General features: G+C 44.1%; 22 protein-coding genes and 2 pseudogenes. 21 read left to right on the top strand and 3 right to left on the bottom strand.

Going from position 1 to position 26794, the window contains the following annotated elements:
* Position 1: 1 nt before the first annotated feature.
* The 12 genes and pseudogenes from ACIFSR_RS31525 (at position 2) to ACIFSR_RS31470 (ending at position 11604) form a co-directional block, all read left to right on the top strand.
* Positions 2-1147, top strand: a complete 1146-nt coding sequence (locus ACIFSR_RS31525) for a tyrosine-type recombinase/integrase (protein WP_430062934.1) — start codon at positions 2-4, stop codon at positions 1145-1147.
* Positions 1137-2057 (top strand): tyrosine-type recombinase/integrase, encoded by a 921-nt coding sequence (locus ACIFSR_RS31520; protein WP_430062931.1) that lies wholly within the window; start codon positions 1137-1139, stop codon positions 2055-2057. Before ACIFSR_RS31525 ends, ACIFSR_RS31520 begins: the two co-directional genes overlap by 11 nt.
* A 455-nt stretch (positions 2058-2512) precedes the next feature.
* Complete coding sequence (locus tag ACIFSR_RS31515; protein WP_430062928.1) at positions 2513-4273, top strand: recombinase family protein; 1761 nt, start codon at positions 2513-2515, stop codon at positions 4271-4273.
* Positions 4203-4709 (top strand): annotated as a pseudogene (gene sigK, locus ACIFSR_RS31510) (RNA polymerase sporulation sigma factor SigK); the annotation flags it as partial. The gene ACIFSR_RS31515 and the pseudogene sigK, both read left to right, overlap by 71 nt.
* A 278-nt stretch (positions 4710-4987) precedes the next feature.
* Positions 4988-6154, top strand: a complete 1167-nt coding sequence (locus ACIFSR_RS31505) for a DUF4317 domain-containing protein (RefSeq protein WP_339208058.1) — start codon at positions 4988-4990, stop codon at positions 6152-6154.
* 96 nt (positions 6155-6250) lie between these two features.
* Positions 6251-6773 (top strand): annotated as a pseudogene (locus tag ACIFSR_RS31500) (sigma-70 family RNA polymerase sigma factor).
* Positions 6774-7246: 473 nt separating this feature from the next.
* Positions 7247-8158: a sensor histidine kinase gene (locus ACIFSR_RS31495; protein ID WP_430062925.1), complete on the top strand. Its 912-nt coding sequence runs from the start codon at positions 7247-7249 to the stop codon at positions 8156-8158.
* Between the two features lies 1 nt (position 8159).
* Entirely contained in the window at positions 8160-8855 is a 696-nt protein-coding gene (locus tag ACIFSR_RS31490; protein ID WP_430062923.1) for a response regulator transcription factor, read from the top strand.
* A gap of 101 nt (positions 8856-8956) precedes the next feature.
* Positions 8957-9883: an ABC transporter ATP-binding protein gene (locus tag ACIFSR_RS31485; RefSeq protein WP_430062921.1), complete on the top strand. Its 927-nt coding sequence runs from the start codon at positions 8957-8959 to the stop codon at positions 9881-9883.
* Positions 9884-9893: 10 nt separating this feature from the next.
* Complete coding sequence (locus ACIFSR_RS31480) at positions 9894-10640, top strand: ABC transporter permease (RefSeq protein WP_430063197.1); 747 nt, start codon at positions 9894-9896, stop codon at positions 10638-10640.
* Positions 10641-10797: 157 nt separating this feature from the next.
* The gene (locus ACIFSR_RS31475; protein ID WP_430062919.1) at positions 10798-10959 is read left to right on the top strand and encodes a hypothetical protein; all 162 of its coding nucleotides are present in this window, start codon (positions 10798-10800) and stop codon (positions 10957-10959) included.
* A 384-nt stretch (positions 10960-11343) separates the two neighbouring features.
* On the top strand, positions 11344-11604 hold the full coding sequence (locus tag ACIFSR_RS31470; protein WP_087572495.1) for a hypothetical protein: 261 nt from the start codon (positions 11344-11346) through the stop codon (positions 11602-11604).
* Positions 11605-11613: 9 nt separating this feature from the next.
* Here ACIFSR_RS31470 and ACIFSR_RS31465 read toward each other — a convergent pair whose 3' ends face one another.
* Genes ACIFSR_RS31465 through ACIFSR_RS31455 form a run of 3 tightly spaced genes read right to left on the bottom strand, consistent with a single transcriptional unit; the run spans position 11614 to position 16440 of the window.
* The gene (locus ACIFSR_RS31465) at positions 11614-14277 is read right to left on the bottom strand and encodes an AAA family ATPase (protein ID WP_430062916.1); all 2664 of its coding nucleotides are present in this window, start codon (positions 14275-14277) and stop codon (positions 11614-11616) included.
* On the bottom strand, positions 14274-14816 hold the full coding sequence (locus tag ACIFSR_RS31460; protein WP_430062914.1) for an ABC-three component system middle component 1: 543 nt from the start codon (positions 14814-14816) through the stop codon (positions 14274-14276). Before ACIFSR_RS31460 ends, ACIFSR_RS31465 begins: the two co-directional genes overlap by 4 nt.
* Positions 14803-16440, bottom strand: coding sequence for a dsDNA nuclease domain-containing protein (locus ACIFSR_RS31455; RefSeq protein WP_430062911.1), 1638 nt, complete (start codon positions 16438-16440; stop codon positions 14803-14805). Before ACIFSR_RS31455 ends, ACIFSR_RS31460 begins: the two co-directional genes overlap by 14 nt.
* A 1056-nt stretch (positions 16441-17496) precedes the next feature.
* On the opposite strand from ACIFSR_RS31455, the gene ACIFSR_RS31450 reads away from it, so the two are divergent.
* The 9 genes from ACIFSR_RS31450 to ACIFSR_RS31410 all read left to right on the top strand — a co-directional run bounded on the left by ACIFSR_RS31450 (position 17497) and on the right by ACIFSR_RS31410 (position 26731).
* Complete coding sequence (locus tag ACIFSR_RS31450) at positions 17497-18324, top strand: ParA family protein (RefSeq protein WP_430062908.1); 828 nt, start codon at positions 17497-17499, stop codon at positions 18322-18324.
* Complete coding sequence (locus ACIFSR_RS31445) at positions 18272-19225, top strand: ParB/RepB/Spo0J family partition protein (protein WP_430062905.1); 954 nt, start codon at positions 18272-18274, stop codon at positions 19223-19225. The genes ACIFSR_RS31450 and ACIFSR_RS31445 overlap by 53 nt, the downstream gene beginning before the upstream one ends.
* A gap of 38 nt (positions 19226-19263) precedes the next feature.
* Positions 19264-19464 (top strand): hypothetical protein, encoded by a 201-nt coding sequence (locus ACIFSR_RS31440; protein WP_430062902.1) that lies wholly within the window; start codon positions 19264-19266, stop codon positions 19462-19464.
* Positions 19449-20072: a hypothetical protein gene (locus ACIFSR_RS31435; RefSeq protein WP_430062899.1), complete on the top strand. Its 624-nt coding sequence runs from the start codon at positions 19449-19451 to the stop codon at positions 20070-20072. The genes ACIFSR_RS31440 and ACIFSR_RS31435 overlap by 16 nt, the downstream gene beginning before the upstream one ends.
* A gap of 39 nt (positions 20073-20111) precedes the next feature.
* Positions 20112-21239, top strand: a complete 1128-nt coding sequence (locus tag ACIFSR_RS31430) for an SAF domain-containing protein (protein WP_430062896.1) — start codon at positions 20112-20114, stop codon at positions 21237-21239.
* Positions 21240-21508: 269 nt separating this feature from the next.
* Entirely contained in the window at positions 21509-21949 is a 441-nt protein-coding gene (locus tag ACIFSR_RS31425) for a hypothetical protein (RefSeq protein ID WP_430062893.1), read from the top strand.
* Positions 21950-21972: 23 nt separating this feature from the next.
* Positions 21973-22806 (top strand): hypothetical protein, encoded by an 834-nt coding sequence (locus ACIFSR_RS31420; RefSeq protein ID WP_430062890.1) that lies wholly within the window; start codon positions 21973-21975, stop codon positions 22804-22806.
* Complete coding sequence (locus ACIFSR_RS31415) at positions 22803-24665, top strand: ATPase, T2SS/T4P/T4SS family (protein WP_430062888.1); 1863 nt, start codon at positions 22803-22805, stop codon at positions 24663-24665. Before ACIFSR_RS31420 ends, ACIFSR_RS31415 begins: the two co-directional genes overlap by 4 nt.
* A complete protein-coding gene (locus ACIFSR_RS31410) occupies positions 24662-26731 on the top strand; it encodes a hypothetical protein (RefSeq protein WP_430062885.1) in 2070 nt (689 codons plus the stop codon). The genes ACIFSR_RS31415 and ACIFSR_RS31410 overlap by 4 nt, the downstream gene beginning before the upstream one ends.
* Positions 26732-26794 lie beyond the last annotated feature (63 nt).

Below are 26794 nucleotides of genomic sequence, written 5' to 3'. Positions count from 1 at the left end.
TTTGCCAGAACGCGAGAATTTGAATAATATGCAACTTCAACGCGCTTTACAAGAGTTGCTTGAAAAACACAGCAACGAAGATGTAGTGAAAGCTTTGTCGGGACTGGCAGGCGCATTACTTCCGGAGAAGGTTGAAACACAAATAGTCTGGACGTATGAGGCGGTGATTCATAGCTTCAAAACTAATGAAGAATATATGAATTATGCTGAGACATCGCAGAAGACTTATGGCTTCGAGCTTGCTTCACTGACAAAACATTTGCAGGCAGAAGGAATTGACGACGCTACTGTGCCAATAAGTGATCTTGTTCTAACCGATAAGATTACTCATTTGTCAACCTTTATCTCAAAAGTGAAGTCAGAAAGCAGCAAAAACAAACGAAAATCACTTTTGCGGAAACTATTTCGATTTGGATTACGGCTGTCGGGGTTTAATCCAGTCGAAGTAGAAAGAATACTTAATTCGAAAGTATTCGAAATAAAGAAGGTATCGAATCAAGAGATCCGATACCTTGAGCCACATCAGGTTACAGAACTATTGTCATTAAGCATTTTTAGCGCATATGGCTTCAGAAATTTCGTTATGCTTGCTGTATATTTGACAACAGGTCTTCGCAATTCAGAGTTAACTCACTTGACGGTTGATCAAGTGTATGAAACTGAGCAACTTCTTAAAGTTCACCGCAAGCGTCATAAAGGGCAGTTAAAATCTGCATTTATTAGCGACGAGGGGATGGGGCTATTGCTGCCATTCATCAAGATGCAATACCGTCAATACGGGAGTACACTTAGTGAAATAAAAGACAATCTTGGTGATGGTAATCATTTTGTGTTCTTCACTAAGAGCTCTCAAACACCAATTACGGAAAGAACTGTTCAGCATGTTGTAAAAACACTCGCCCAGCAATGCAAAAGCATTCCTGATGATAGGAAGGGGAAAATAACACCTCATAATCTCCGGCACACTTTCGCTGTGAAATGTGTAAAAAACGGTGTGAATTTCAACAGCTTGATGAGATTTATGGATCACTCGAGCTTGGAAATGGTTAACCGTTACTTGAGGTTGTCCAATAAAGATTATCAAGAGGATTTGAATAAAGGGTCGATTATCGACGATCTACTAGGAGGTGAGGATATTGACAAATAATATCTTGTTGGATTCGCATTACTATAGTTTTTGGTATGCCCATGTAGAGCTTAGGGAGTCCACAAAAAAGTCGCAGACGTCGATTCTTAAGCGATTCGGAGAGTATATTCAAAGTAAGGACGGTGAAAGGGAGCTTGATTTTGAGCATTTCTTTTACGACAGGCAAGGGAATACGGAGCCCATTGATGAGGATTTTTTTGATGAGTATTTTACTCATCTTTTAAATTCTGGAAAAAGTGAACAGTCAATGTATTCAACGATTTCCTGCTTGAAGAACTTTATGCAGTTTCTTTCCGATAATAACATGGTTAGAAAAAATTGCGTGAAATATTACAAAAACCCTTACTATAAATTGCGCCGTCAAGACAAATCATTAATATCTGAAGAATGCAATATTTTGTTGGCGTCAGCATTGAAAGAAGGGTTGATGTACTACACTCTTGTATTGCTAATGCTGCGTTGCGGACTTCGAGCGCAAGAAGTATGTCAGTTGAAATTTATAAACGTACAGCTCGATTCATCACTGATATATGTTGTTGAGGGGCAAAAGACAACATCGGATACGGTGTTCATTCACCCAATGCTAGGTGCCGCATTAAAGAAATACCTTGCAAGCGAGGAATGGCATCGTTGGCATGCACAAGGCGGTAAGTACCTGTTTTATCAGAATGGAACTGCAATGTCTCCACGCGTTCTATCTGATATTTTAGCAGAAATTTCGACCAATGCAGGAATAAGATTGGTAAAACCTCATGATCTCAGACACACCATGCCTAATCTGATGTATGAAGAAGGGGCGTCAATTCAAACAATTCAGAGGCAAATGAGACATTCAAGGTTAGAAACTACTCTGCATTATATGTCTCCAAAATATCACGAGCTCTTTTGTGAAGATCGCCTTTTTGGGTGATCTTTTTCACTGTAGATTCATCACCTTCATTCTTACTGATTCTTATGGACGGAAGATATAGATACTGCGCTTATCAATTAGGTTGTTTCACATTTAATAATCGATGGGTACGCTTACATTAACATTGATAACTCGGTACCGCTATTGTTCTATGGCACATATGTAAGTAATCGGACAATCTCGCCTCCGCATAGGTATTAACGAGGTGATGGCTTATCAAGACTGGCACAAAGAAACGCCTTGTAATGTCGTATTGTCCGAACCAAATGGTTTACAGTGATAAGGAACAAGCGGAAGCAACTGAAAGTCTAAACATATTATTGCGCTACATCATGGATAGCCTCATGGCGGCGGAAAGAGTCGATACCTAAACGGGGTCGGCTCTTCTTTGTTTACGTGTCCTGACTTTTTGTCTATAATGATCTATATTGATATGTACAAAGGTGGTAACTTTAATGGTCATTAAATTAGAACAAGAATATGTAGCATTGTATGTGCGTGTTTCTACTGCACAGCAAGTTGATAATACGAGTTTGGATGAGCAGATTGCTTTGTGCCGAAAGCTAGCCATTGAGAAAGGATACACTGATTCAAATATTCGAATCTACCGAGAGGAAGGTGCTACCGGTGAAGACGTTGATGTACGCCCTGTGATGAAGAAGCTGCGAGAAGATGTAAAAGCAGGTATTATTCGTCAAGTGATCTGCACGCACCCCGATCGTTTCAGCCGAGATTTGAATGACAAGTTACAAGTCGTTAGTGAGCTGGAGAAACATGGGACAGACATCTCCTTTACCGATACAGAGTTTGAAAAATCACCAGAAGGCAAGTTGTTCTTCAATATCCTATCCGCGATTGCAAGCTATGAACTCGGAATAATTCGAAAGCGAACGGTTCGTGGGCGGGAGCGGGCAGTTAGGGAACTAAAAAAAGTGATGCCGATGCGGGTAGCGCCATTTGGGTACGATAAGGACTCTGAAGGACAACTTGTCATAAATGAGCACGAAGCACAGTATGTCAAAATGATTTACGAGTGGTATGTATTTGATAATCTGACAACGAGACAAATTGGTGAAAAACTTGTTTCTGCTGGTGTCATGCCCAAACGTGGCGAATCAAATACATGGAGTGCATCAAGTATTGGACGGATATTAAGTTCTGAAATATATATCGGAAAATATTTTTATAACCGACGAAGAACAAAAAAAATAAAAGGTGCAACAACGAAAACCGGAAATCCTAAACGATCGATTTCGTATCGTGATGAAGAAGAGTGGATTGAAGTAGAGGTTCCGTCGATTGTTGATTCATATATATTTGAACTTGCCCAAAATCAAAAAACTAAAAATATAACGAATAAACATACAGGAAACCAGACCTATCAATATTTATTGAAAACAATCTTAAAATGCGGACATTGCGGACGCACATGGGACGCGACAACTTACTCCGGACGCGAAGATAAAGAAACCGGTAAGCGTATGAAGTACCGATGCTATCGTTGCCCGAATTTAGCGCCAAAGCGATACGGAGAAGGTATTGAAAAATGCCAAAGCGAATCCCTTCGAGCTGAACTACTTGAAGATTACATTTGGGCTGAAGTTATAAAGCTAATTGCCGATCCAAAACGATTTATGGAGCATTTGAATGCCGAGGCGAGTGAGGGTTCTGAAGAGCTTGAGCTTCGTTTACGACTCCTTCAGACGCAAGCCCAGCAATACGAAAAGGATAAGGATAAAATCAAGATTATGTTCCGGCGAGATGTCATTACCGAGCAAGAAATGGTGGAGGACCTCTCGAAAATCAACTCTTCACTTTCAAGCTTGGAGGTTGAGATAAATAAGTACCATACACAGTTGCAAAACCGTCTTCAAAACAGCCTAGCGACCGGTACAATCGAAAAGCTGATTAAGCACGTTCGTACGAAGCTCGAGCATCCCGAAACGTTAACCTTTGATTTTAAGCGCCATGTCATCACGACACTCTTTGACGAGATCATCGTACGCTTTGAATCAGATCCGGACGACGGAGGGAAAACTCGTTTGATTGTAACGTCCATTGGTACATTCGATAAGCTCTTCAAGCACAATACCGAGATTGCAGCATCAATCGAGCTTGGTGATGACATAGGAGTTCGACTACAACCTCAAAAAATTCGACAATACTGGGGAGGATCTCGAGGATTTGATCTCGATCGGGACGATCGGCCTGATTAAAGCGATCGAGAGCTTCCAAACCGGGAAAGGGACGAAGCTCGCTACATTTGCTGCTCGTTGTATCGAGAATGAAATACTTATGCACCTTCGGTCTTTGAAGAAGACTAGGAAAGACGTATCACTTCATGATCCAATTGGAACGGATAAGGAAGGCAATGAAATTACGCTGATCGATATCCTCGGTACTGAAGCGGATGATATCGTCGATAAGGTGCAGTTGAAAATTGAAAAGTCGAAGATATATAAGAATTTGGATATACTCGATGACCGTGAGAAGGAAGTTGTCATCGGGCGCTTCGGGCTGGAGCATGGCGGGGATGAGCGGACGCAGCGGGAGATTGCGAAGGAGCTTGGGATCTCGCGGAGTTATGTGTCGCGGATAGAGAAAAGGGCGTTAATGAAGCTTTATCATGAGTTTTATAAGGCGAAGCGGTAAGACTCAAATAAGCTCATATATAATACCTGATTTATCGTATGCAACGATAAAGTTAGGGTTTGATTGCACGATGTTATATCAATAAATGAAACCAAATGGCTGAGATGCCGTTTGGTTTTTTCTGTCTGTATACACATTCCACACATGTTGAGTGTGTGGCTGTGTTGGTTTGGAACGGAACTGAAGATAAGTAACATTAACAGCCCTTCTAGCGAAGGGCTGTTATATCGTTTATACTGATAAAACCAATTTACTTCTTAGGAGTTGTCTAGCGAATCATGATAAAGAAAGAAGTCGCGCATATACGCAAGCAATTTAAGCTGGATCACGATATGATGAATATTAACGACATTCTCAACGTGTATATTATGAAGGATAGCAACGAAGTCTATCATTGGGAGAGCCAGGCGTTTGCTCTGGTGGATAGAGAGAAGCAGGAGTTGTATATGGGGAATTTCAAAAAACTGCTGACCGGAGAATTGGATCAGAAGTTGTTCGAGTTGAAGTTTCAGGAGGAAGCAGAGGATCCGACGCGAGTGATACTTCACCAAGGTTTGGCGACAGGCAATCCTGAAGAATGGAAGGACCTGATGCTGCTGTTGGTGGATAAAATGTTGGTGGATGCCAAGTATGAACAGGATACAGTAGTCACGTTCGTTCGAGGACAGTATTTCCGGCCGACCAAGGGCAGAAATGAAGAAGCCGAAGAGAGCGGGAAGGACGAACTGTTCGCGCATCCGTTCATTCTATGCAGCGTGAATTCCACGGAGAAGCAAAAGAAGACTCTCTTGTTCGATTATGTGGAGAGGGAATTTAAGTACAATGTCATTGTAGATCCGATTATCAAGTTAAGTTCGCCGGAGCACGGGTTCTTTTACCCTAGCGTGACGGATAACTATTCCGATGTGAACCGCATTCTGTATTGTACGGCAAAATCGAATTATCCAGATCCTCACTTCATCGGACAGGTCTTAAATGCCGAAAGATCCATGACGGCAATGGAAGAGAGGGCTATTTTCGAAGACATCGTGAAGGAAGTGGTGGGCGAACAACTCGACGTAGCCACTCTCGCACAGGTGTACGAGGAGATCCACCAGGTAATCGAAACCAACGAAGATAAGGAAGAACCCCCGAAGTTGGATTATAAAGATGTGGAACGTGTGCTGACAGTAAGTGGCATAGAGAACGTGACGACGGATAAAGTGGAACGCGCGTTTCAAACGATCGTCGACGATAGGAACTATGAAATGAAGGCAAGCAGCGTCATGCCGAAATTCACTTCAAAATCGATTAAGATCGATACAAAGGTAGCCTCGATTTCGGTCAGCCCGCAGGATTTAAAGTATGTGAGACAGGTGAATTATCAAGGGAAACGATGCATCCTGATTGAGATTGACGAAGATGCCGTAATCGAAGGATTTACGCTCAGTACAGAGACGTTATAGACTCAGTTGACAGCGTTGGTTGATGCGGTTGCAGCCTTTGAATAGGTCGGCGCATAATGTGTTCTTGAGTGAAAGAAAATATTTTAAGGGGACGAGCTGGAATGTGTTGACGTTTGGTTTACATCAGGTTGTGTCCACAACGTCAAAAAATTCGACAATACTGAGGAGGATCTCGAGGATTTGATCTCGATCGGGACGATCGGCCTGATTAAAGCGATCGAGAGCTTCCAAACCGGGAAAGGGACGAAGCTCGCTACATTTGCTGCTCGTTGTATCGAGAATGAAATACATATGCACCTTCGGTCTTTGAAGAAGACTAGGAAAGACGTATCACTTCATGATCCAATTGGAACGGATAAGGAAGGCAATGAAATTACGCTGATCGATATCCTCGGTAATGAAGCGGATGACATCGTCGATAAGGTGCAGTTGAAAATTGAAAAGTCGAAGATATATAAGAATTTGGATATACTTGATGACCGCGAGAAGGAAGTTGTTATTGGACGGTTTGGTTTGGAGCATGGCGGGGATGAGCGGACGCAGCGGGAAATTGCGAAGGAGTATAGAGAAGAGAGCGCTCATGAAGCTTTATCATGAGTTTTATAAGGCGAAGCGGTGAGACTCAAATAAGCTCATATATAATACCTGATCTATCGTATGCAACGATAAAGTTAGGGTTTGATTGCACGATGTTATATCAATAAATGAAACCAAATGGCAGAGATTCCATTTGGTTTTTTCTTTATATATACACACTCCACACATGTGGAGTGCTGTGTGTTGTTGGTAAGAATTTAGCAGCTAAGAGCCACATTTTCCTGCAAGTTGAAGCCCGGCAGTATACTGTCTGGGCTTTGTTTGTATCTATGGATATACATGTACTGTATAAACTATTATTATGTGATTTATTGCTTTAATGGTACCTTCTTGAGACAATAACTAGTGTAAAAATTTGAATGTTGTCGAAATAGACCGTTATTGAAGGATAGAATTATAAATTATTGAATATAGTCTTCAAGTACAAATTTCCAAGAGTTAGAGAGTGAATACAGGAGAACGAGATGGTTCAAGTGTTAGAAAGGAAGTGATTCTATGTTTTATATTGTTTTAATCGTCATACTGGCTGCTTTAATCATTCAATCCGTTTACCTTGTTTATTACAAAAACCAAATTAAGGATATCGGCAACCAATTATCTTTTATATCCGACCATCATTCATTCAAAATGATACAAACACAAATTAAGCCAAAAGAAATTCATCGGCTAATCGATTTATGTAATGCATTGCTTCGTGATCAACAAAAGTTGAAGCAAGATTTTATCGAACAAAAGGAAGAAATCCACGCGACCATTATGAGCTTGTCCCACGATATACGAACCCCGCTGACTTCACTTGACGGCTATCTGCAATTGGCGGAACGTTCCGAGTATCTTAAAGAAAAAACAGAGTACATTAGTCTGGCACAGACTAGAATGAAACAGATTATTACACTTGTTGACGAGCTGTTCCTATATACGAAACTGAAAAACCCAGATTACATCTTGGAGCTTGAGCCAGTTGATGTGATGAAAGTGTTAAATAAACGTCTGTTTACCTTTATCGACGATTTTTTGCGAAGTGGCTATGAACCAAACCTCTGCATGGTGGAAGCACCGCTATTTATAGAGGGAAATGAAAGTGCGTTGGAAAGAGTATTTGAGAATGTGATCAAAAATTACTTTATGCATAGTGAAGGTGATCTAAGCATTCGTTATGAGGAGAAACAGGACGAGGTTTTGTTTCATTTTTCCAATGTACTGAAGCGAAATCATCTGCTGAGCCTGGACAACATATTTACTCGCTTTTACAAAGCAGATCCGTCGCGTACGAACCAATCTTCAGGTCTGGGACTTTTTATCGTGAAATCACTGATGGAGAACATGAATGGTTATGTGCAAGCTGACCTGAACGATGACCAGTTTTGCATCAGCTTAGCTTTTAAGAAAATCGTAAAGGAGAGTTGACGTGTACAATGACACGAACCACCCCAAAATTCTAATTGTTGAGGACGATGTGCATATCAACAATATTATTTATGATGTGCTTCGAAAAGAGAAGTTTCAATGCATGCAAGCGTATTCTGGCAGTGAGGGAATCATGAACGTCATTCATCACGAGTATCATCTTATTATTTTGGACCTCATGCTGCCTGGCTTGTCTGGGGAAGATTTTATGCATCGGCTAAGGATAGAATTAAGCTCTGACACACCAGTTATAGTCTTATCGGCCAAGGACAAATTGGATAATAAATTAAACCTTTTTAAGTTGGGAGCCGCTGATTATGTCACGAAACCGTTTGAGGTGGAGGAATTGCTTGCTCGAGTCAATGTACATGTCAAACGAACCTCCCGAACGGATTCTGCTACTCGCTATCGTCATAAAAATCTACTTTTAGATAGCGGAACGATGAACGCTAGCGTCAATCAAGCAGATTTGAAACTTACAAGACAGGAATACAAGATCCTTGAACTGCTGCTGAAGAATCCTACCCGAGTGTTTACAAAGCAGGATCTGTATGAGCTTGCATGGGAAGATATATACATAGGTGAGGACAAAACCATTACCGTTCACATTAGCAATATTCGCAATAAAATCAAAAGGGTTGACGAGGAGGCTTATATTGACACCATTTGGGGCATTGGTTTCAGGCTGGCACCATAGGGATGCCTTAAACCGGCCCTAATCTTCTTTGAACTTTCTTAATCATTTATTGACGATATGTTAGCTTCTTTTTGTTATTTTATTGACAAGGAGGTGTGAATATGGCTGAAGCAATTATTGAAGTAAGTCAATTAACCAAACAATTTAAAGGGAAAACAGCAGTGCGTAAGGCAGAGTTTAAAATAGGTAAAGGTGAAATCTTCGGTTTGATAGGCCAAAATGGAGCGGGAAAATCCACCTTGCTAAAGGTGATTGCTGGATTAATATCCCCCACTTCAGGAGAAATTAAATTATTTGATCGTCCTGTGAAGGGTAATCACCCTTATTTTGAACGTATAGGCGTACTTATTGAAAATCCAGGGTTATATCCCCATTATACTGCCTATGAAAATTTGGAATTAATCGCGATCTCCTATGGATTGACCAATCGGAAAGATCATATTAACAAGCTGCTAAAGCTTGTCGGATTGGAAGGTTCGAATAAGACCAAGGTGAAAAATTATTCAATGGGAATGAAGCAAAGGCTTGGAATTGCAGCTGCATTAGTTGGAAGCCCAGATGTCTTGATTTTGGATGAACCGATCAACGGTTTGGACCCGCAAGGAATTTCTGATATTAGAAACATGATTTTGGAATTGAATAATACGGGAATGACCATCATTATTTCAAGTCACATTTTGGAAGAGTTGTCGAAAGTAGCGACTCAATATGCAATCGTACATCAAGGAGAAATCATCGAACACCATTCAAGGGAGCAACTGCTGCTTCAATGCGAAGATCGTATTGAAATAGAAGTGGATAAAGCAAGCTCGGCTGTTCCCATCTTAGAACAAAAATTGCATATTAATCATTACAAAGTCATTAGTGAGCGTATGGTGTATGTATATGATGCTCATGTTGAGAACCAACATATCATCAATACCTTAGTTGAAAGCGGCATAACTGTTCATTCGATTATCAAGCATAAGCAAAGCCTAGAACAATATTTTTTGGCACGGATAGAAAGTGAGGGTGGGAGCCGTGATTAATATTCTCAAAATGGACTTTCACCGTTTTAAATCAAATAAAATGATTTATATATTACTGTTAATTTTTTTTGCTTTTCAAATATTCGGTATATTTATGTTGGGAAAATACGAGCAGCCCGGTGAAAGTAGGGTTATGCTAATCAGCTCGATGAACGAAAGTCAATTCATCCAAGTCATGATGTCTCAAATCCCATTGTGGCCGCTGATTTATATTGCTGTATTCGTTGTTTATTTCTATATGAGTGAACATAACTCTGGGTTTTATAAAAATTACATTTCAATGAAGCGTGCACGGATGTACACTGTTATTTCAAAAATATTAATTGCAGGCCTATTCACTTTGCTTACATTTATTGTCATGATCGTTGCGGATATGATCGGAAGATCAATTTTCTTTAACCATGCAATGATTGGAGATGGGGGTTATTTTGCGAAATTGTTGATCGGCCAATTTTTACTTCATTGGGCATTTTCAATTGTAATCTTATGCATCTCCATCATTAGTAGAAGCTTGATTGCTAGTATTGTAGTTGGATTTGTTCTATCGTTGAATGTTTTTGGAATGATTGTAACTGTCTTGGAATCAATCATTGATGACGTTCATTTGTCCTCTTTCTTAATAGTTAATACGATCTTAAGCGCAAGAGATTTTGATAATATAAATGATCTTGTTCATGTAGCTAGCGTGTCGATTGTTTTCATAGTTATATTTTCATTTATAGCCATCAGATTTAAGATCAAAGAGGATCTGAAATAAAAAAATGAATACTTGAAGTTAGAATAAGCACGGGGCTTAGATTAGTTGGCGCTTCGATTCCGCCTAGCTCCACCATACTTTTAATTCAGATACGGACAGAGGTGCAGTTTTTGATTGGGTTGTGGTACTCCACACATGTGGAGTGCGTAGTGGGGATATGTCGAGTCGATACCTAGAAGTCTATAGTTTTCAGCATTCGGCGAAGTATTTCTCCTTTACGCAGGATGACGGTGACTATAAGAACAAGGTGTTGAGAGATACGATTAAGGTTTCGGTTGTGTTGGATTTGAAATGGGTGGATATGAGAAGTGAATTTTAATCGACAGGAGGGCTATCTAATAAGCCCTTGTTGAGCATACTGTAGAATAATCAATAGCTTCACCAGAACACTGTTTTTACGGAATTGTAATGTTCTGCTGAAAACGTAAGCCCTTTGAATTGGAAAACTGCTTGCAAGGCCACCTTCAAACTTAAAGAAGGTGGCCTTGTATGTCGTAGATGAACATTTAATTTTGCATAAAGCATTCATTGCCGTCGTATAATTTCATGAATGAAATAGTACTCTAATTTGAGGATTTAGTTGTTCTTCCATCGATGACCAACGTAATAAGCTTAATTGTTTAGTCATCTCAGTCATGTAGTCCGTAATGTATTTTGTATCTTTATTTGTCATCAACCCGATGAATACAAAGGAGAGGTTGTAGTGAAAATCAAATGGGATGATCTTGATGAAGCAGAGAAACGTGACTTAATAGAGCAGGAAGTCCTAGGATACAAAGTCGATTCCTTGGATGATTCCTGTATCTATAAAATTCTTGATAGTTTTAATACTTATCAGGTCACAAAGTTATTTCCATTGAAATATAAAACAATAATAGAAGCCAATAAATATGTTGCCACGGCTGACACGCTGATTGATTCGGTCTGTATGGCAGCTTTAAAACGTATTGGTATCATAGATTAATTTGTAATTTTATTCGAATGTCAGCCGTTTGATTTTTTTCTCCGTAAGCTGAGGAGCATCAATCATATAGACTTGGATTTCATCTTTTCGGTGTTCATTTTTTTTGATAAAAAGTTTTACGAACTCATAATCATGTGTTGCAAATAAAAGCTGCTTGGATAACGTTCCAAGAACATCGCATATTGAAAACTGATTCACATCGTCCATATTTTGAATAGGATCATCAATTGCTACAAAATCAAGAACACTCACTTGCTGAGACTGATTCACTGCTAGAAAAATTGAAATGGCGAGGACATTTAATTGTCCCGAACTGAGTGTGTACTGAACATTAGATAGTGATTTGTTCTCACCAGAAGTTTGAAGCATGATTTTTAGTTCATCATCGTTCCCTTCAAATCGAATAGGAGAGGTGATAGGCATTGGATTCAAATAACGAAAGTACTTTTGAATGGAGGAGGACGATTGATTCAATATGTCCTTAGCTGTCGTACCAAGCCGCTTTGCTGCCTCTTCTAAAAATGTTTGAATCTCCGTTAATTTTTCTGTTGCGACGGAAAACTCCTGAATCATATTATTCCTTATTTTTTCCATTTCTTTAATATCTTTTTGTATTTTTTGATTAGTGGAGAGCGATTGGACAAAAGCTGCTGTAGCAGCATATTCTTCTTTTAATCCCTGTAACTCGGTCTTATATTGACTAATCAGTGGACTCAATGATTTTTCATATTCATCTTTAGCAATAGATTCTTGAAGACTCATTAATACTCCATTTAATGAATTAATTTCAGTGATAGTCTTATCTCTTGATAAATTTTTAAGTAAAATATAATTATTAATGCGGCCTAACGCCCGTTTAAATCGCTGAAGTTTCGATTCGGCCTCTTGTTCAGTATACACTTTTGACAAGCCAGTAGTATTTTTTAAATTATTCAGGTCTAGTCGGACTTGTGTTAGTTTATTGTTAGCCTGTTTAGCAGCCTCAATATTATTGATTTCATTTTGAATTAATTCTCTAGCTTGCTGTACTTTTTGAAAAGGCAGATTAAACAATTCTAACTGGAAATCTTCGAATTGTTTAATCTGTGATATACGATAATGGCTATTTTTATGATTAAGCTCATATTCTTTTTCTTTGTCTTGAGCATCTTTTTGATCTTTTTCCGTTTGCTGAAGGTGAGTTTCATATCGCTTTTTTCGACTCGATAAACTCTCAGACACATTTGTGTACTGTTGTAGATTTTCATTGTGTCTTTGGATTGATTCGTGAATTCTATCTTCAAGTTGATTCCCATTCCCATGGTCAACAGAACATACAGGACAAATGCCATCATGGACATGTTCTTTTTTAAGATGTTCAAATATATTTTGAACATTCGCAACAAGATTTATATAAGACCCACTGGCATGATTTGATATTCGATTATTTACTACACTCAATAATGTAAGTAATCGCTCACGTCGCTTACGAAGCTTATTAACTTTTGTGTACTGTTGTTCCTTAAGTGTGGGGATTATTGCAATTATTCGCTCTAGTTCTTGATACTCTTGAATATATAACAGGGCGGTGTCATGTTTGGTTAATAATCTTCTCTTTTGAGATAGTATCTTTGTTAGTTCTAAAGCGTCAGGTGGATCATTTTTCGAAACCTTTTTTACAATTTCTAAGCATTCCCTTTCTTCAATCTCCAATTTATTTAGTGTGTCGAAATGAGCCTTGTCACCGCTAAGTGAATCAATTACCGTACTCACCTGAGTAAGTAATTTCTGGGCATTCTCTGTTTGTTCATTATGCAGTTCTAATTCTTTTGCCAGATCATTTTTGCGATCTACACAATCTTGAATCATATTATACCCTAACCCATTTAGTATCTCTAATTTATCCACTCTCTGACTAATTAACCCTGTACGGGACAACAACTCCTCTTGTATTTTGGGAACTTGAACCTGCAATTGGTCAAAATCGAGTGGAATAGTTTTATCCTCAGACCATTTTTTTATGTAGGATGAATCGAAAGATACTAAGTCCTCTTTTCGTTTGTCAATTACAGAGGTTTGGCTCTGAATCGTATCTTCAATTTTCAAATTATGTGATTGTAATTTACTTCTAATAGATTTCATGTTGTCCACAAGACTCAAAACATTTTTCAGCCCCATAATATCAGAGAGCGCTTCAAATCTTTGTTTTGCATCATCATGAGAAATGAAATCTGTAATTTGATCCTGTGACAATATATGAGTTTGTTTTACTAAGTCACCAACTAAAGTACGACCCGACTTAAGGTAGGAAGTCTTTCTTAAAAATTGATCAACTAGGGTTTTTCCACGAATAGTTGAACCATCAGGCTTAGTAATAGAAACTGTCATATTACTAGGCGTTCCGTCAACAATTTTAAATCCTCTAACTAATTTATGATTTTCAAATATAACTTCAACCGAACATATAGCTTCCCGTTCATCACATTGAAAGCAAATTACATCTTTGTCGCTAAAATCTTTTTGTCTACTGAATCTATGAATAGTCCCAGATATACACCATTCTAAAGCATCAAAGAAAGTACTTTTGCCATAACCGTTGGGTCCATAAAAAATAGTTATATCTTTACTGAGATTAAACTCATGTAGACCAAAATATTTTCGAAAGTTTTGAATACGTACCATTTGAATCTTCATTGAACGAGACCTCCGTCCATCTTTTCAATTTCAATAATGGCTGTTTCTAATTCCTTTTGGTTCAACTTTCGTCTCTCACCATCATGTTGACGGATGTACTCAATTAATTGCGTAATCGTCTTAGTCATTTGAATCGAAGTAAGTAGTTCAATGGAAGCTTCCTTTTTGGTTAATTCTTCCGAATCCAAAAAAGGAATTCTTTGAAGGTCTAGTGCAGATCGAATGACATACTTACGTAAGGCTTTTGGATCTCTTTCTATTGAATAAGCTATCTCTTCACTAATTGGGTGGTCGCCAGCTTCGCAGATCAGGTAGTAAGCATTCCAAGCGTTCATTCTATTTCGTAATAAACTGTCTCTCAAAATAGAAGCCTCTTCATTTACCCTTTGAATAGTAGTCGTGATTTCCCATCTTTGTAGAATAACAAACTTTGAACCGTTGCTGAAACATTTTATTCCAATTCCAGTATCGCCAACATTGGGCACCACTTCGAAGCCTTCTTCAAATAATCTATCAAGAGTATGATTATATGCTTCCATCGCGAACCTCCTGTAATTGCCCCCAGAATTCTTTTAAATGTGTTTTCAACTCTTCCATGGTGCTGAAAGCGTATATTTGATCATACTGTTCAAGCAATTTCCCTCCAGGGAGAAAGTCGAGTATGATCTTAAGATTAACTAGAGAATCGTCTTCAGGTAGTTCAGTTAATTCAGGCTGTTCTTCAAAGATTGCAACTGTTTTTGATGGACCATTATTACCCGCAAAGCGTCCTTGTAAAAGAACTGTTGAAGGTGGATGTAAAAGTATATCAACTGACAACTCAGGATCAGCAAAAATACTACGTACTTTATCAACTGCAATATCTAGTGTTTCACCTCGATTTAGACTTAGAAATGAAAGAAATTGGACTCCCATTTCTTTTACTAACAAAGATTGATGTTTCGACGATATTCGTAACATTTCTTCATTTATCAATATTAGAAGTAACGCAGAATTAAATAATTCGAGCAGCTTTGTAGTTTGGTCATGTTCAGTTATTTCTCGATATTTGTTAGAATATTCTCTTCCATCCAGATAGCGATTTATTAGGTTTCGAATCGTCCCACCTGTACTAACCCACTCAACCAAATGAGCCTTATATGCGTGAACCTCACGTTCTAAATCGTCATATAATTCTACAGATCGAATTTCATGTAACAATTGGTCAAACACGTGATTAACAACTGCTGCGTTGTCATATCTCCTAACAGACTCACCAACTGTGCTCATTGCTCTATCATGAAGTTGTTGTCTGATTCCTTCTACTTCTGTTTTGTCTATATATAGAACCAAGTTATCTCCAATTGCTTGGCATTTCTCCATTAACAGACCAATTAACCACTGTAGATCTTCTACAGATACTCGTATTCCAGGCTCTAGTTTTTCACTTAGTCGGTATAGAAGTAGACTGACAAAATCATAGCTGTTTAATAAATCTATTTTTTTACAAATATTAAATCTGGAAAGAAGCGAACTAATTTCTTCACCACAAACTGCTGGATAATCAAAATAACGTTGGTTCTTTTTATCGTACATTTGACTGGACAAACGACCTAGCAAATGATCATCAGTAGGAATCCCGCTATTGAAATTATAATTTTTACAATGTGCAGAAACATTTACATCTCGTGAAGGGGTTACAACAAAACTAGTGATTAACTCAAATTGAGTAGTAAAACCTTGATTCTGTGGGAAATAGCGAGCTTTTAAGAGCAATTTGTCAACCCAACTGTCTGGTAATCTATATGAATTTCCATCTTTTTCATAAGAGGATCGACTGTAGATGCCAGTTTCACTAACTTTTAAATCTGGCTCCTTACTCGTCTTGACTTGACTAAAGCGAATTACATTATCCTTTCCAACTATAATATCTTCATGTAGCTCTACGGATACAAAGTCCCATTTGCCTTCCATTACTTCAATTATGTATTCAATTGTCACCAAAAATTGATAAAAGAAACCAGCTAAGGCTGTTCTACCACCAATTTCTTCAGGTTCAACTGCCAACAAAATATCCTTTAGAAGCGCTGTACGATCTGTTTTCACACGAGTAACAACACTATTGATCTCGGCGGTCGCTTCGACAGGCTCTGATAAAGCCTGTATTATCAGTGCTTTATTCATACGAATCAATTCCTTTACATAAGACATTTTGTATAATTATATCGCAATAACCTCGAAAAAAATGTCGAATTATGGCGATCCATTACTTTTGATTCATTTCCTTCTTGGGGTTACTGAACTCACCCTTAATAAAAGTGATATATGTGTTAGATCGCATTGAGTCCAGAAAGGACAAGAATATGACGATTGTGCTTATCCGTTCACTTTTTTTCACCGTCATGGATCTTTATATCAAAACGCATTGTCCTCTCACCATTCTATTCTATCCCTAAATCTCCAACACTTTTAGTCTATTGTCGCCTGTTTTGGGTAGCCAGAACGCCGCGAGATGCCCTCAAAAAATTATTTAGATTATTTTTCCTCAAACTACCCGATTTTGCCCGAAAAATGAAACGGCTTATAGAGAGACAAAAATCTCTCAACGGCTCTTTGAAAATAGAATACAAGTTTGTCCGGTACATTCCCCATGCAGCCTCGAAGGAAAGCCTGTATGCCAGCGCGCCATGACCATATTGTTTCTGCCGTCCGTTCAAGACGCAGGGTAAAATGAGAGCGATTCCGTGGTGCATAACGAAATGGTGGTTCCATTTACGGCGATGACCTGTATGGTAGGATCATGATACTTCCGTCCAGCCACAGCTTATCGTAATGGGGGCGGCCTGCAGCGATCCTGGAGGAAGCGCAAGACTGCGCTTATGGAGACAGTCAACCGCTGTCCGCTGGATAAATTTTTTTATGTCTACCATTCATCCGATCAGATGTGTTTTTGAATAAGTTTCAGGTGGATTATTCTTTTTTGAAAATTTCAGATCGCTTGCTGGTATGAAGCCTGCATGTGCATAGACACATGTTGTTACTCTAAGTTTCTGGTGCAACGCAGAAAGCAAGCAGCTTGATGAAAATGTTTTTAGAGGTAGATGAAAGCACCCTTTGAAGTCGAATATCCAAGAGTTCATCCTTTTTGGGTGCTCTCTTTTTATATAGATTACTTAGAAAGGTCGGTGCTCGGATTCCTCGAAGCAACCGGCCTTTTCAATTGAAAGGAGACAGGAATACATGGCCAAGGTCATCGCTCTTGCCAATCAGAAGGGCGGCGTGGGCAAAACAACGACAGCGGTCAACCTCGGCATCGGGTTGGCGGCGGAAGGCAACCGGGTGCTGCTGCTGGATGCTGACGCGCAAGGGAATTTAACGGATTCACTTGGCTTTCAAGAGCCGGACAACCTCCCGGTTTCGCTGGCGACAATGCTGCAAAAATGCATGGCAGAGGAAGCCTTAGACCCACAGGAGGGTATTTTGCAGCATCACGAAGGAATTGACCTGATGCCGGGCAACATCGAACTGTCTGCCGTTGAAGTGGCGCTCGTCAATACGATGAGCCGGGAAACGATACTACGCGGGTATATTGATTCGGTAAAAGAGAATTATGATTATATCCTGATCGACTGTATGCCAAGCATGGGCATGATGACGATCAATGCTTTGGCAGCGGCAGATAGCGTCATCATTCCTGTTCAGGCACATTATTTACCGGCAAAAGGGATGACACAGTTATTGCAGACGGTTGCCCGCGTTCGCCGCCAAATTAACAAAAAGCTGGTGGTGGAGGGCGTGTTGCTCACAATGGTGGACAGCCGCACTAATTTTGCCAAAGACATCTCGTTCATCCTTCGCCGCGATTATGGGGACAAGTTGCGCGTGTTTCAAACGGAAATTCCTCTTTCCATCCGCGCGGCGGAGACCAGCGCTCGCGGCAAAAGTATTTATGCACACGATCCGAACGGACAAGTCGCCAAGGCATATGCTTTATTAACGAAGGAGGTGCAGGATATTGGTAGCGAAAGAAGATCGGCGCGCCAGCATAAAGCTGACCACAGTCGATGACTTGTTCACAACGGAAGAAACACGGAGTGCGACACAGAAGGAACAGATCAAGGATATTCCGCTGGCAGAGATCAGTGATTTTCTTGATCACCCCTTTAAAGTAAAGGCGGACGATGCAATGCTGGAGATGGCGGAAAGCGTAAAGCAATACGGGGTACTGGTTCCTGTGCTGGTACGTCCCAAAACGGATGGCGGCTTTGAAATGGTGGCCGGGCATCGGCGTAAGAAGGCAAGCGAAATGGCGGGAATGGAGTCTATTCCATGTATTATTCGTGAGTTGAACGACGATCAGGCAACCATTATTATGGTGGACAGTAACTTGCAGCGAGAGCATGTTTCCCCGAGTGAAAAGGCATTTGCATATAGGATGAAGCTGAATGCGATGAAACGTCAGGCAGGCAGACCGAGCAAAGAAAATGCTGCCCAAGTTGGGCAGGATATAAATGGTAAATATTCAGTGGAGATTTTGGCGGATCAAGTTGGCGAAAGTCGCAATCAGATTAAACGCTATATCCGACTGACCGAACTCATTCCTCCTATTCTTGAAATGGTTGATGACAAGGAAATGGCATTTGGCCCCGCAGTTGAAATCTCTTACTTGGCCGAGAAAGAGCAGCAAGCCCTGCTGGAAACGATGCAGGCCGAGGACTGTACGCCCTCACTGGCGCAGGCGCAGCGTATGAAAAAGCTTAATCAAGAGGGCAAGCTGAATGTTGATGTTATCTTTGCTATTTTGACAGAGGAAAAGCCCAATCAAAAAGAGAAGCTGACGATCCGTAAGGAGCGTATTGAAAAGTTCTTTCCGCAAGACTTTACCGAGCAGCAAAAGGAAGACCTGCTCGTGCAATTATTGGAAACCTGGTATCGCAGGAAACAGCGGGAACGGGAACACGAGCGTTAATTCGCCCTTTCTTCTCTCTCAAATGGAGAGTTTTTTTTATGCCAATTATTGCAGAAAGGAGCAGTCCGATGGATTTTACCGAAGGAAGAAGGCGTCAGTATGAGCAACTAATGAAGGAGAAGCCGGGTTTCACGCAGAGCTGTCCGTCCGAGGAGAAGGAACGGCCGATTAGGAAGCAGGAAAAAGGAACGGTAACTAAGCCGAAGCAGACTAATCGCAAAAGGTGTCGGGAGGACTGACGATGGAGCAGGAGAAACGAAAGGCTGGCGACTATGAGGTCTATCAGGCGTTGCCCATTGGCAGGGTCGAGGTTATTATGGGCATCGACACGTCGAATAGCGAGAAGCCCTATTTGGTCTGCTACTCTGATCAGAATAATTTGTTTGGCATTGATCAGTATTATGGCGCAGAAGGATTCGCGGACTATCTGGAGGCGATGCAGGAGTTTGGCAAGCTATTGCAGTGGGAAATTGAAAAGCTTCAAACCGAGCGTTCTACCATTCCAGAATCCATGCCCCAGATCCAATCTACCCATTGCTTGCCCATCAAAAGTGAGGATGATCTCCACGGCAGACTAGTCGTAATTCGACCGGAAAGACTGCGACCGGAATTTCGCACAGCAGATCATCAATTGGTTTGGGTGACGGGGGGCTTCGGCGCATCGGGGAATTCACGCGGAAGGGCCGTTTTCGCGATGAGGCTCTATTCAGGTGACGAATGCCGCTATAATCGGGAAGATCTGCTGGGCTTCTTAAAACTGGAGCATACACCAGCATGGGCACAAGAAAAGCTGGCGCTTCATCAGGCGGAGAAGCAACAAAAGCCTAAGTCGCGGGACGCCCGCTAAACAAAACGGGAATTATATTGAAGGAAGGAGTCGTTCGCGATGTCTTGGAACTATCGCAATCGCAAAGCACTGGTTATCGGTGCCATTGCGGTGAGCCTGATGTTGCTTGTGGCGGCAGCCGTCTTTTTGCTCATACAGCATAACGAGCAAAAGCAAAAACAACAACAAATGCAAGAAAGCTACGAGCGGCAGCTCGCGCAATTGAAGCAAGAGAAGGAATTGAACAGCCGCGAGGTATGGGTAGTAAGCCAGAATGTTGGGGCAGGCAATGAATTGACAGCAGATGATCTACAGGCGATTCTGATGCCAGTAACCCTTGTTCCGGCGGGTATCCTTACGAATCGGGAAGCGATTATCGGTAAGCATGCCAAGGTGGAACTGGAGGTGGGCACGCCGCTGCACGCCTCTTTGTTATACGAAGGACAGCCAGTTCCAAAGGATGTACGGCTCAAGGAGTTTCAGGTGATTCAGCTTCCTTCCAATCTCAAGACCGAGCAGTTTATCGATGTGCGGATCGGTTTCCCGACTGGAGAGGATTTTGTTCTGCTGTCCAAAAAGCAGGTGCGGCAGTTGTCGGGCAATGTGATTTGGCTGGAATTGAACGAGATGGATTTGCTGCAAACATCCAGTGCGATCATCGATGCCTATCTGCAAGGGGCACGGCTTTATGCGCTCCCCTATATCGAGCCTGGCTTGCAGGAGGCAGCCGTTGTAAACTATCCGGCCAATCCGGAGGTGCTGGATTTGATGGAAATCGATCCGAATCTGCTTGAAACGGCAAAAACGGAATTGGTTCGAGGCCTGCGCCAAACGTTGGATGCCAATTTAAAGGCGGTCAGCGATTCGAACAAAATGCGGACTTCCAGCGGCAATGTTACAGTACAGCAGCAATTGCAAAATGAGCGTGCAACTACCCGGCAGGGCAATGCCATGTTTGAAGCGCAGCCGCAGTCGGGCAGTGGGACTTCGCAGACGGAAGAATCCAATAACCGACCTTCAGGAGAGGGGCAATCCACGGGTTCTTCGGTGCCTAGGCTGGAATCACCGACTCCTTCTGCCTCTGCAGAATCAACCGTTCCTCCTTCGATTTCCAACGAAACGGAAGCGGTGACCGAAACTGAAGCACCGTCGGGAGAAGAACGGTGGGAGGACATACTCAATCAGTGAGGGAGACGACCATGAAAAAAATGATATTTCTCGGATCAGCGGACAAGAGCCATGTGCTACTGGCGCTGGGGCGCTTGTTCTCGGCAATGGGGAAGAAGGTGCTGCTAGTGGACTCCACAATGGGGCAAGCTGTTCAGGGCTATTTGCCGCCCGTCTTTACCGGCAGCGCCGTGCAGGAGTTTGAGGACATGGATGTAGCCTACGGTTACATTACAGCCGCACAACTGGATCACGCACTGGAACAGGCGGGAACATTAGGTGCGTACGATGTGCTGCTACTCGACACCGATCATACCCAAATGGTAACGGGACGCAATTTGCCCGACTTTGACAAGCGGGTATGGTGTTGGGACGGCAAGCGGCTGTCATTGCAAAAAAATGAAGAACTGCTGCTGCGCTTGTGCTTGCACGAAGCGGAAGCGCCGCTCTCTTTTTATGACTGGCTGTCTCCGGCATTGCCTGGCACACTGCCTGCATGGCGGGCTGAAACGAGGCTGCGCCATGTGGAGTGGCTGGAGCCTTCCTTTCATTTCCCGCTGGATGAACGCGATGCCATAGCGGATGTGCACAATCAGCATCAGCATCGTATTGACCTTCGCCGCGTCAGTGGAGCATTCCGGCAGGTGCTACTCACGATGCTGCAACAGCTTGGAGATTGCGATGCGAAGACCGCGCGGCGCGCTTGGGCGACTGCCCAAAAGCGATGGTGAGCCCGGTAGAAAGGAGTGGCACGATGGGAATGATGGTAGTGTTTTGGAGTCCCTTCCCCGGCCAGACCGGAACGACGACCAGCCTGCTTGCGGCAGCGACATGTATGGGGCTGGAATATTCGTCGCGAATGCTGCTCCTCGGCCTTTTGCGAGAGGAGGATGAGGCGGTGCAGCGTGCCTTTTACACGACGGAAAAAAATCCATCCCCCTTGCCGGATATCGGCATGGATGCGCTTTTGCGGCTGCTGCAAAACCGTAAGCTGGAGGCGAGTATGCTGCGAGATTATGCGCAGTCGCTGCTCCGGGAACGGCTGGATGTGCTTCCCGGCTCGGCGAAGCCAAGCGCAGTGTTTGCCGGCATGGCAGAACGCTGGCTGGAGCCGCTTTTGGACACCGCCAAGCGCGCCTACGATTTAGTGCTGCTGGACGGCGGTAGCGGAACCGCTCCGGGCTGGAGGGAGGAGCTGCGGAATTGGGCGGATCTCCTCGTCGTTTGCCTGCCGCAGAATCGCTTGCTGTTGGAGCGCTTTTTTCAATCGCCGGAAAGTGCGCAACTCAGCGCTCGGAAAGCCATGTTCGTGTTTGGTCAGTTCGATCCGGCCTCGTCCCTGACCATTAATAACCTCCAACGACGATATCGTTGGCAGCTACCGGCCTTTCCGGTCATGCACAATACGGGCTGGTTGGATGCAGTGCAGCAGGGGGAGGCGATTCCGTACTGGTTTCGCAATCGCAAGACTATGCGCCAGCACGAGAACCATCGCTTTGTCCGTCAGGTACGAGTGCTGACGCATGCGCTGATCGAAGGCGTCGGGATGAATCAGCCTGTGTTCGGCGGCAAGGAGGATAAGCCATGATGACGTTGCTGAACACCTTGATTGTCATTTCCTTGCTGTTCCTGGCCGTTTTCTTTCTCTATTTGCGCATGAGCCGCCGTCTGCCGGAGGGAACCACGGAAGAAACGGCCTATTCGCTGGAGGCGATGACGGCGTTCGTTAAAGACACGTTGCACGAAATGACAACGAGCCATCTCAGCGACTTTGGCTTGTCCGAGGAGGAGTATCGCCGCCGCAAGAACAAGCGGGCAGAGCTAAAGAAGGCGCTTCGCGGCTGCACCTCTGGTGATTTGCGGGACAAGGAATACGTGAAGCAGGTGATCGCCGATTTGCTGATGCAGCAATATGAATTGGACGATGCACACCTAAACCAACTGTTACCGTTTCACAAACCGGATACGCTCACCGCCCAGGATCAGTTCGACATCCTGCTGGATCGCTACAAGCAGCAATTCGGGCTGCGGGCATTGGAGCAGATGCTTCAGGCATATGAGCTGGATCGGCAACGCTTCGATGAAGATGGGCAGCTTGAGGCTTACCGGATTTCGAGGGCAGAGATCAGGAAGATCTACGCTAAGGAATCTCCCTCCTTGCAGACCGAAGACAAGCTTCGCATTGTCGTGCAGCGAATCTATCAGCATTACAAGGGCTTTAGCGTCATCGACGAGCTGCGCGATATGCGGATCGACGGTGTGTCCGGGGGCGTATCCGGGCTGCCGCCACTGATGTGGGAGGGCGAATGGGCGCTGGAAGACGAGGTACAGTGGCAGGCGCTTCCTCGTTCGCACGATAGTGTCTGGTTGTTTTACAAGGGCAAGTCCATTCATTTGAGCTTCCTGTCGTTTGGATCGGAGCAGGAGTTGCGCCGCGTCTGCCAAATCATCTACAAGCATAATTTTCCCGGACAACTATCCGAAGCAAATGGCTATAAGGTCAATGAAATGGGCGATGGCTCCCGCGTCGTTGTCTTGCGCCCCCGGTTTGCAGAATCGTGGGCTTTTTTTGTGCGCAAATTTGATGTGCAGAGCGCCACGCTGGAGCAACTTATTCAGGACGAAAACGCGGAATTGCCGATCGGACTCATTCGTTATCTCGTTGCAGGCGCACGGATTACGGCAATCACTGGCGCCCAGGGTAGCGGTAAGACGACCCTACTGATGGCGATGGTGCGTCATATTCCGGCGGTGTTGCCGATTCGGGTACAGGAAATGAGCTTTGAGCTGCAGCTCCGCAAGATTCATCCGAACCGCAACATTGTCAGCCTGCGTGAGACGGAAACGATTACCGGCCAGCAAGGGCTGGATATTCAGAAGAAGACGGACGGCTCGGTGAACATTTTGGGTGAGGTAGCGACCGACCCGGTTGCAGCCTGGATGGTTCAGATGGCGCAAGTTGCTTCCCTTTTTACACTGTTCACCCATCACGCCAAAACGTTCCGCGATTTGGTGCTGTCGCTGCGTAATTCGCTGCTTAAAACCGGCGTGTTCAGCAGTGAGCGTGTTGCGGAGCAGCAGGTCGTCAGCGTGGTCAATTTCGATATTCACCTGCGCCGTGACTTGGATGGTAGACGTTATATCGAACGAATTACGGAATGTGTGCCGGAGCCACAGGAGGCAGATTATCCGGCTGACTTTACCGGCAAAATGACCAAGGATGTGCGGCTGGCTGCTTTTATGGAAACGGTGTTAGAGTTTTTTCGGCGCTCGACGGATCGCCCGCTGTATACCGCGCGGAATCTGATCGAGTACCGGGACGGACGGTATGTTGCCGTTCATCCGTTGTCCGAGCAAAGCCGACAAGACATGGCGACCTACTTGAGCGGTCCGGATCAAGCTGTTTTTGATGCCTTCCTGGCCAGTCATTGGGGGGAAGTACCATGATTCGAGAATGGCTTTCTCCCCTGCTTGGCGTTTCGATGGTTCTCTTCCTGATGGCGGTTGCAGCGTTCCTGTGGCTATCCCGCCATGATTCAGACATTGCTGCCATTCGGCGTTACGAATCGCTGCGTAAGCCGGGACAAGCATCGCGCAGGCAAGCGATGTACAGCTTCCTGCAACAGTTGTACAGCGTGTGCGAGCAGGTGCCGATCCTGCGCACCTATTTGCATCACCTGCGCAAGCGTCTCCTGATCGTTCGGCTTGGCGACGAGTGGAAGCTGCGGCTGGAGACGATGAAATCAGCATTGAGGGTATGGAGTATTCTGCTCTTAATCGTTATTCCGCTTGCTGTCATGGTACGCGATCTGTTCACCTGGGGCATACTGCTACTCGGTCTATGGGTAGGCCATGGCGTGTTGGCGGACATGGGCGTGCAGCGGCTGGAGCTGCGTCTGCTCCGGCAGCTTCGTACCTTCTTCGGCGATATCCGCCATCACTACCACAGGCATGGCATGGTGGAGGAAGCGATTTACGAAGCGGCGGACGGTGCGCCCTATGAAATGGCGCTGCATGGGCAGGAGCTGTACGAGATGCTGACGGATAGCGATGCGGAGGACAAGCTGGCACAATACGTGGAACTGGCTCCAAATCGTTATTTGCAAGGTCTGGCCGGTTTGACTTACCTCATTAAAGAGCATGGTGACCGGCAAACCGAAAGCGGCTCGGTCTACCTGAAAGGGCTGGAAAAGCTGTCCGGCGAGCTGAATCTGGAGCTGCTGCGGCGAGAAAAGCTCAGCTATTTGCTGCAAGGGCTGACCGTAATCGCACTGGTGCCACTGCTCTTTACTCGTCCGATTGAGGCATGGGCAAGCCACTTCTTTCCGTCGATGGACGCCTTTTATGCTGGTGCACTCGGCTGGCTGGCGAAGCTGACCCTTCTCGTGGTCGTATGGCTGTCCTATGTGTTGCTCCGCGCGCTGGCGGAGCTGGATGGTGGAGCCCGGCATACGAGTCGTAATCGTTGGGAAAAGCGTGTATATGGTTGGCCTTGGATGCGCTGGATCGTGCAGCGGCTGGGGCCGGCTCCCGATTCGCGGGAAGCGCAGCGAGTGACCCGGCTGCTCAAGGATACGGCTTCACCGCTGCGGCTGGAATGGTTTTATGTACAGCGTTTGGTCGCGGGCGCGTTGGCTTTTGCTGCCGTGCTGGGGCTGTTCGTGTCCATGCAAGCAGCGGAGAGGCATCAACTGCTCTATGCGCCGGTTAAGCCAGGAATGCTGTTCGGGCAGTTGTCGGTCGAGGAGGAAGCCAAGGCGCAGGAGGCAGCGGCGCTGGATCGCCTGATTCTGGAACAAGTAAAGGAGGTGAGGCCGCGCAACGAACGCATCGTCATGAACCTGCTCCGTCAGCAGGCAGTTGGCGGGGATCAGGAGGAGCAGATTCGTCTAACCGCACAGCGGGTAATGGAGAAGCTTGAGCAACTGGAGCAGCCATGGCTGCTGTGGTGGGAGGTGTTTCTGGCTCTTGCCTTAGGCTGGGGCGGATATTCGCTGCCCGTTGGCATCCGGATGTTTGAGCGGCGCATGCGTCGGATGGAGATGAAGCATGAGGTCGATCAACTGCAAGCAGTGATCGCCATGCTGGCAGGGATGGAGCGCATGTCGGTGGAACAACTGCTGATCTGGATGGAACAGTTTGCCCGTTTGTTCAAGGAACCGCTACAGGTGTGCTTGCTCCACTTTGAGCAGGGCGAGGAGAAGGCGCTGGCGCAGCTCAAGGAGGATGCGCCGTTTCTGCCGTTCGTACGGACGGTGGAGAAGCTGGAGCTTGCTTCGCAGCATTTGACGATTCGTCAGGCGTTTGATGATCTCGAAGCAGAGCAGGCCTTTGCGCGGGAGCAGCGCAAACAGGAGTACGAGCAGTTGATTGAGCAAAAGGCAGGCTGGGGACGCTTGATTGGCTTTACTCCCTTGATGACGCTAATCTTCGGGTATTTGGTTATCCCGCTTATCGTCGTCAGCCTGCAGCAAATGACCGCTTACTATGAGCAGCTTCAACGTATTCAGTAAGCGGTACGATAATCCTTCCTTTTCTTCACGGGGAAGGTTTTTTGTCGATCCCAATCATAAGGA

The sequence above is a fragment of the Paenibacillus sp. NRS-1760 genome (assembly GCF_050467785.1).
Classification (GTDB): Bacteria; Bacillota; Bacilli; order Paenibacillales; family Paenibacillaceae; genus Pristimantibacillus.
This window is presented reverse-complemented; position numbering and strand designations above follow the sequence as displayed.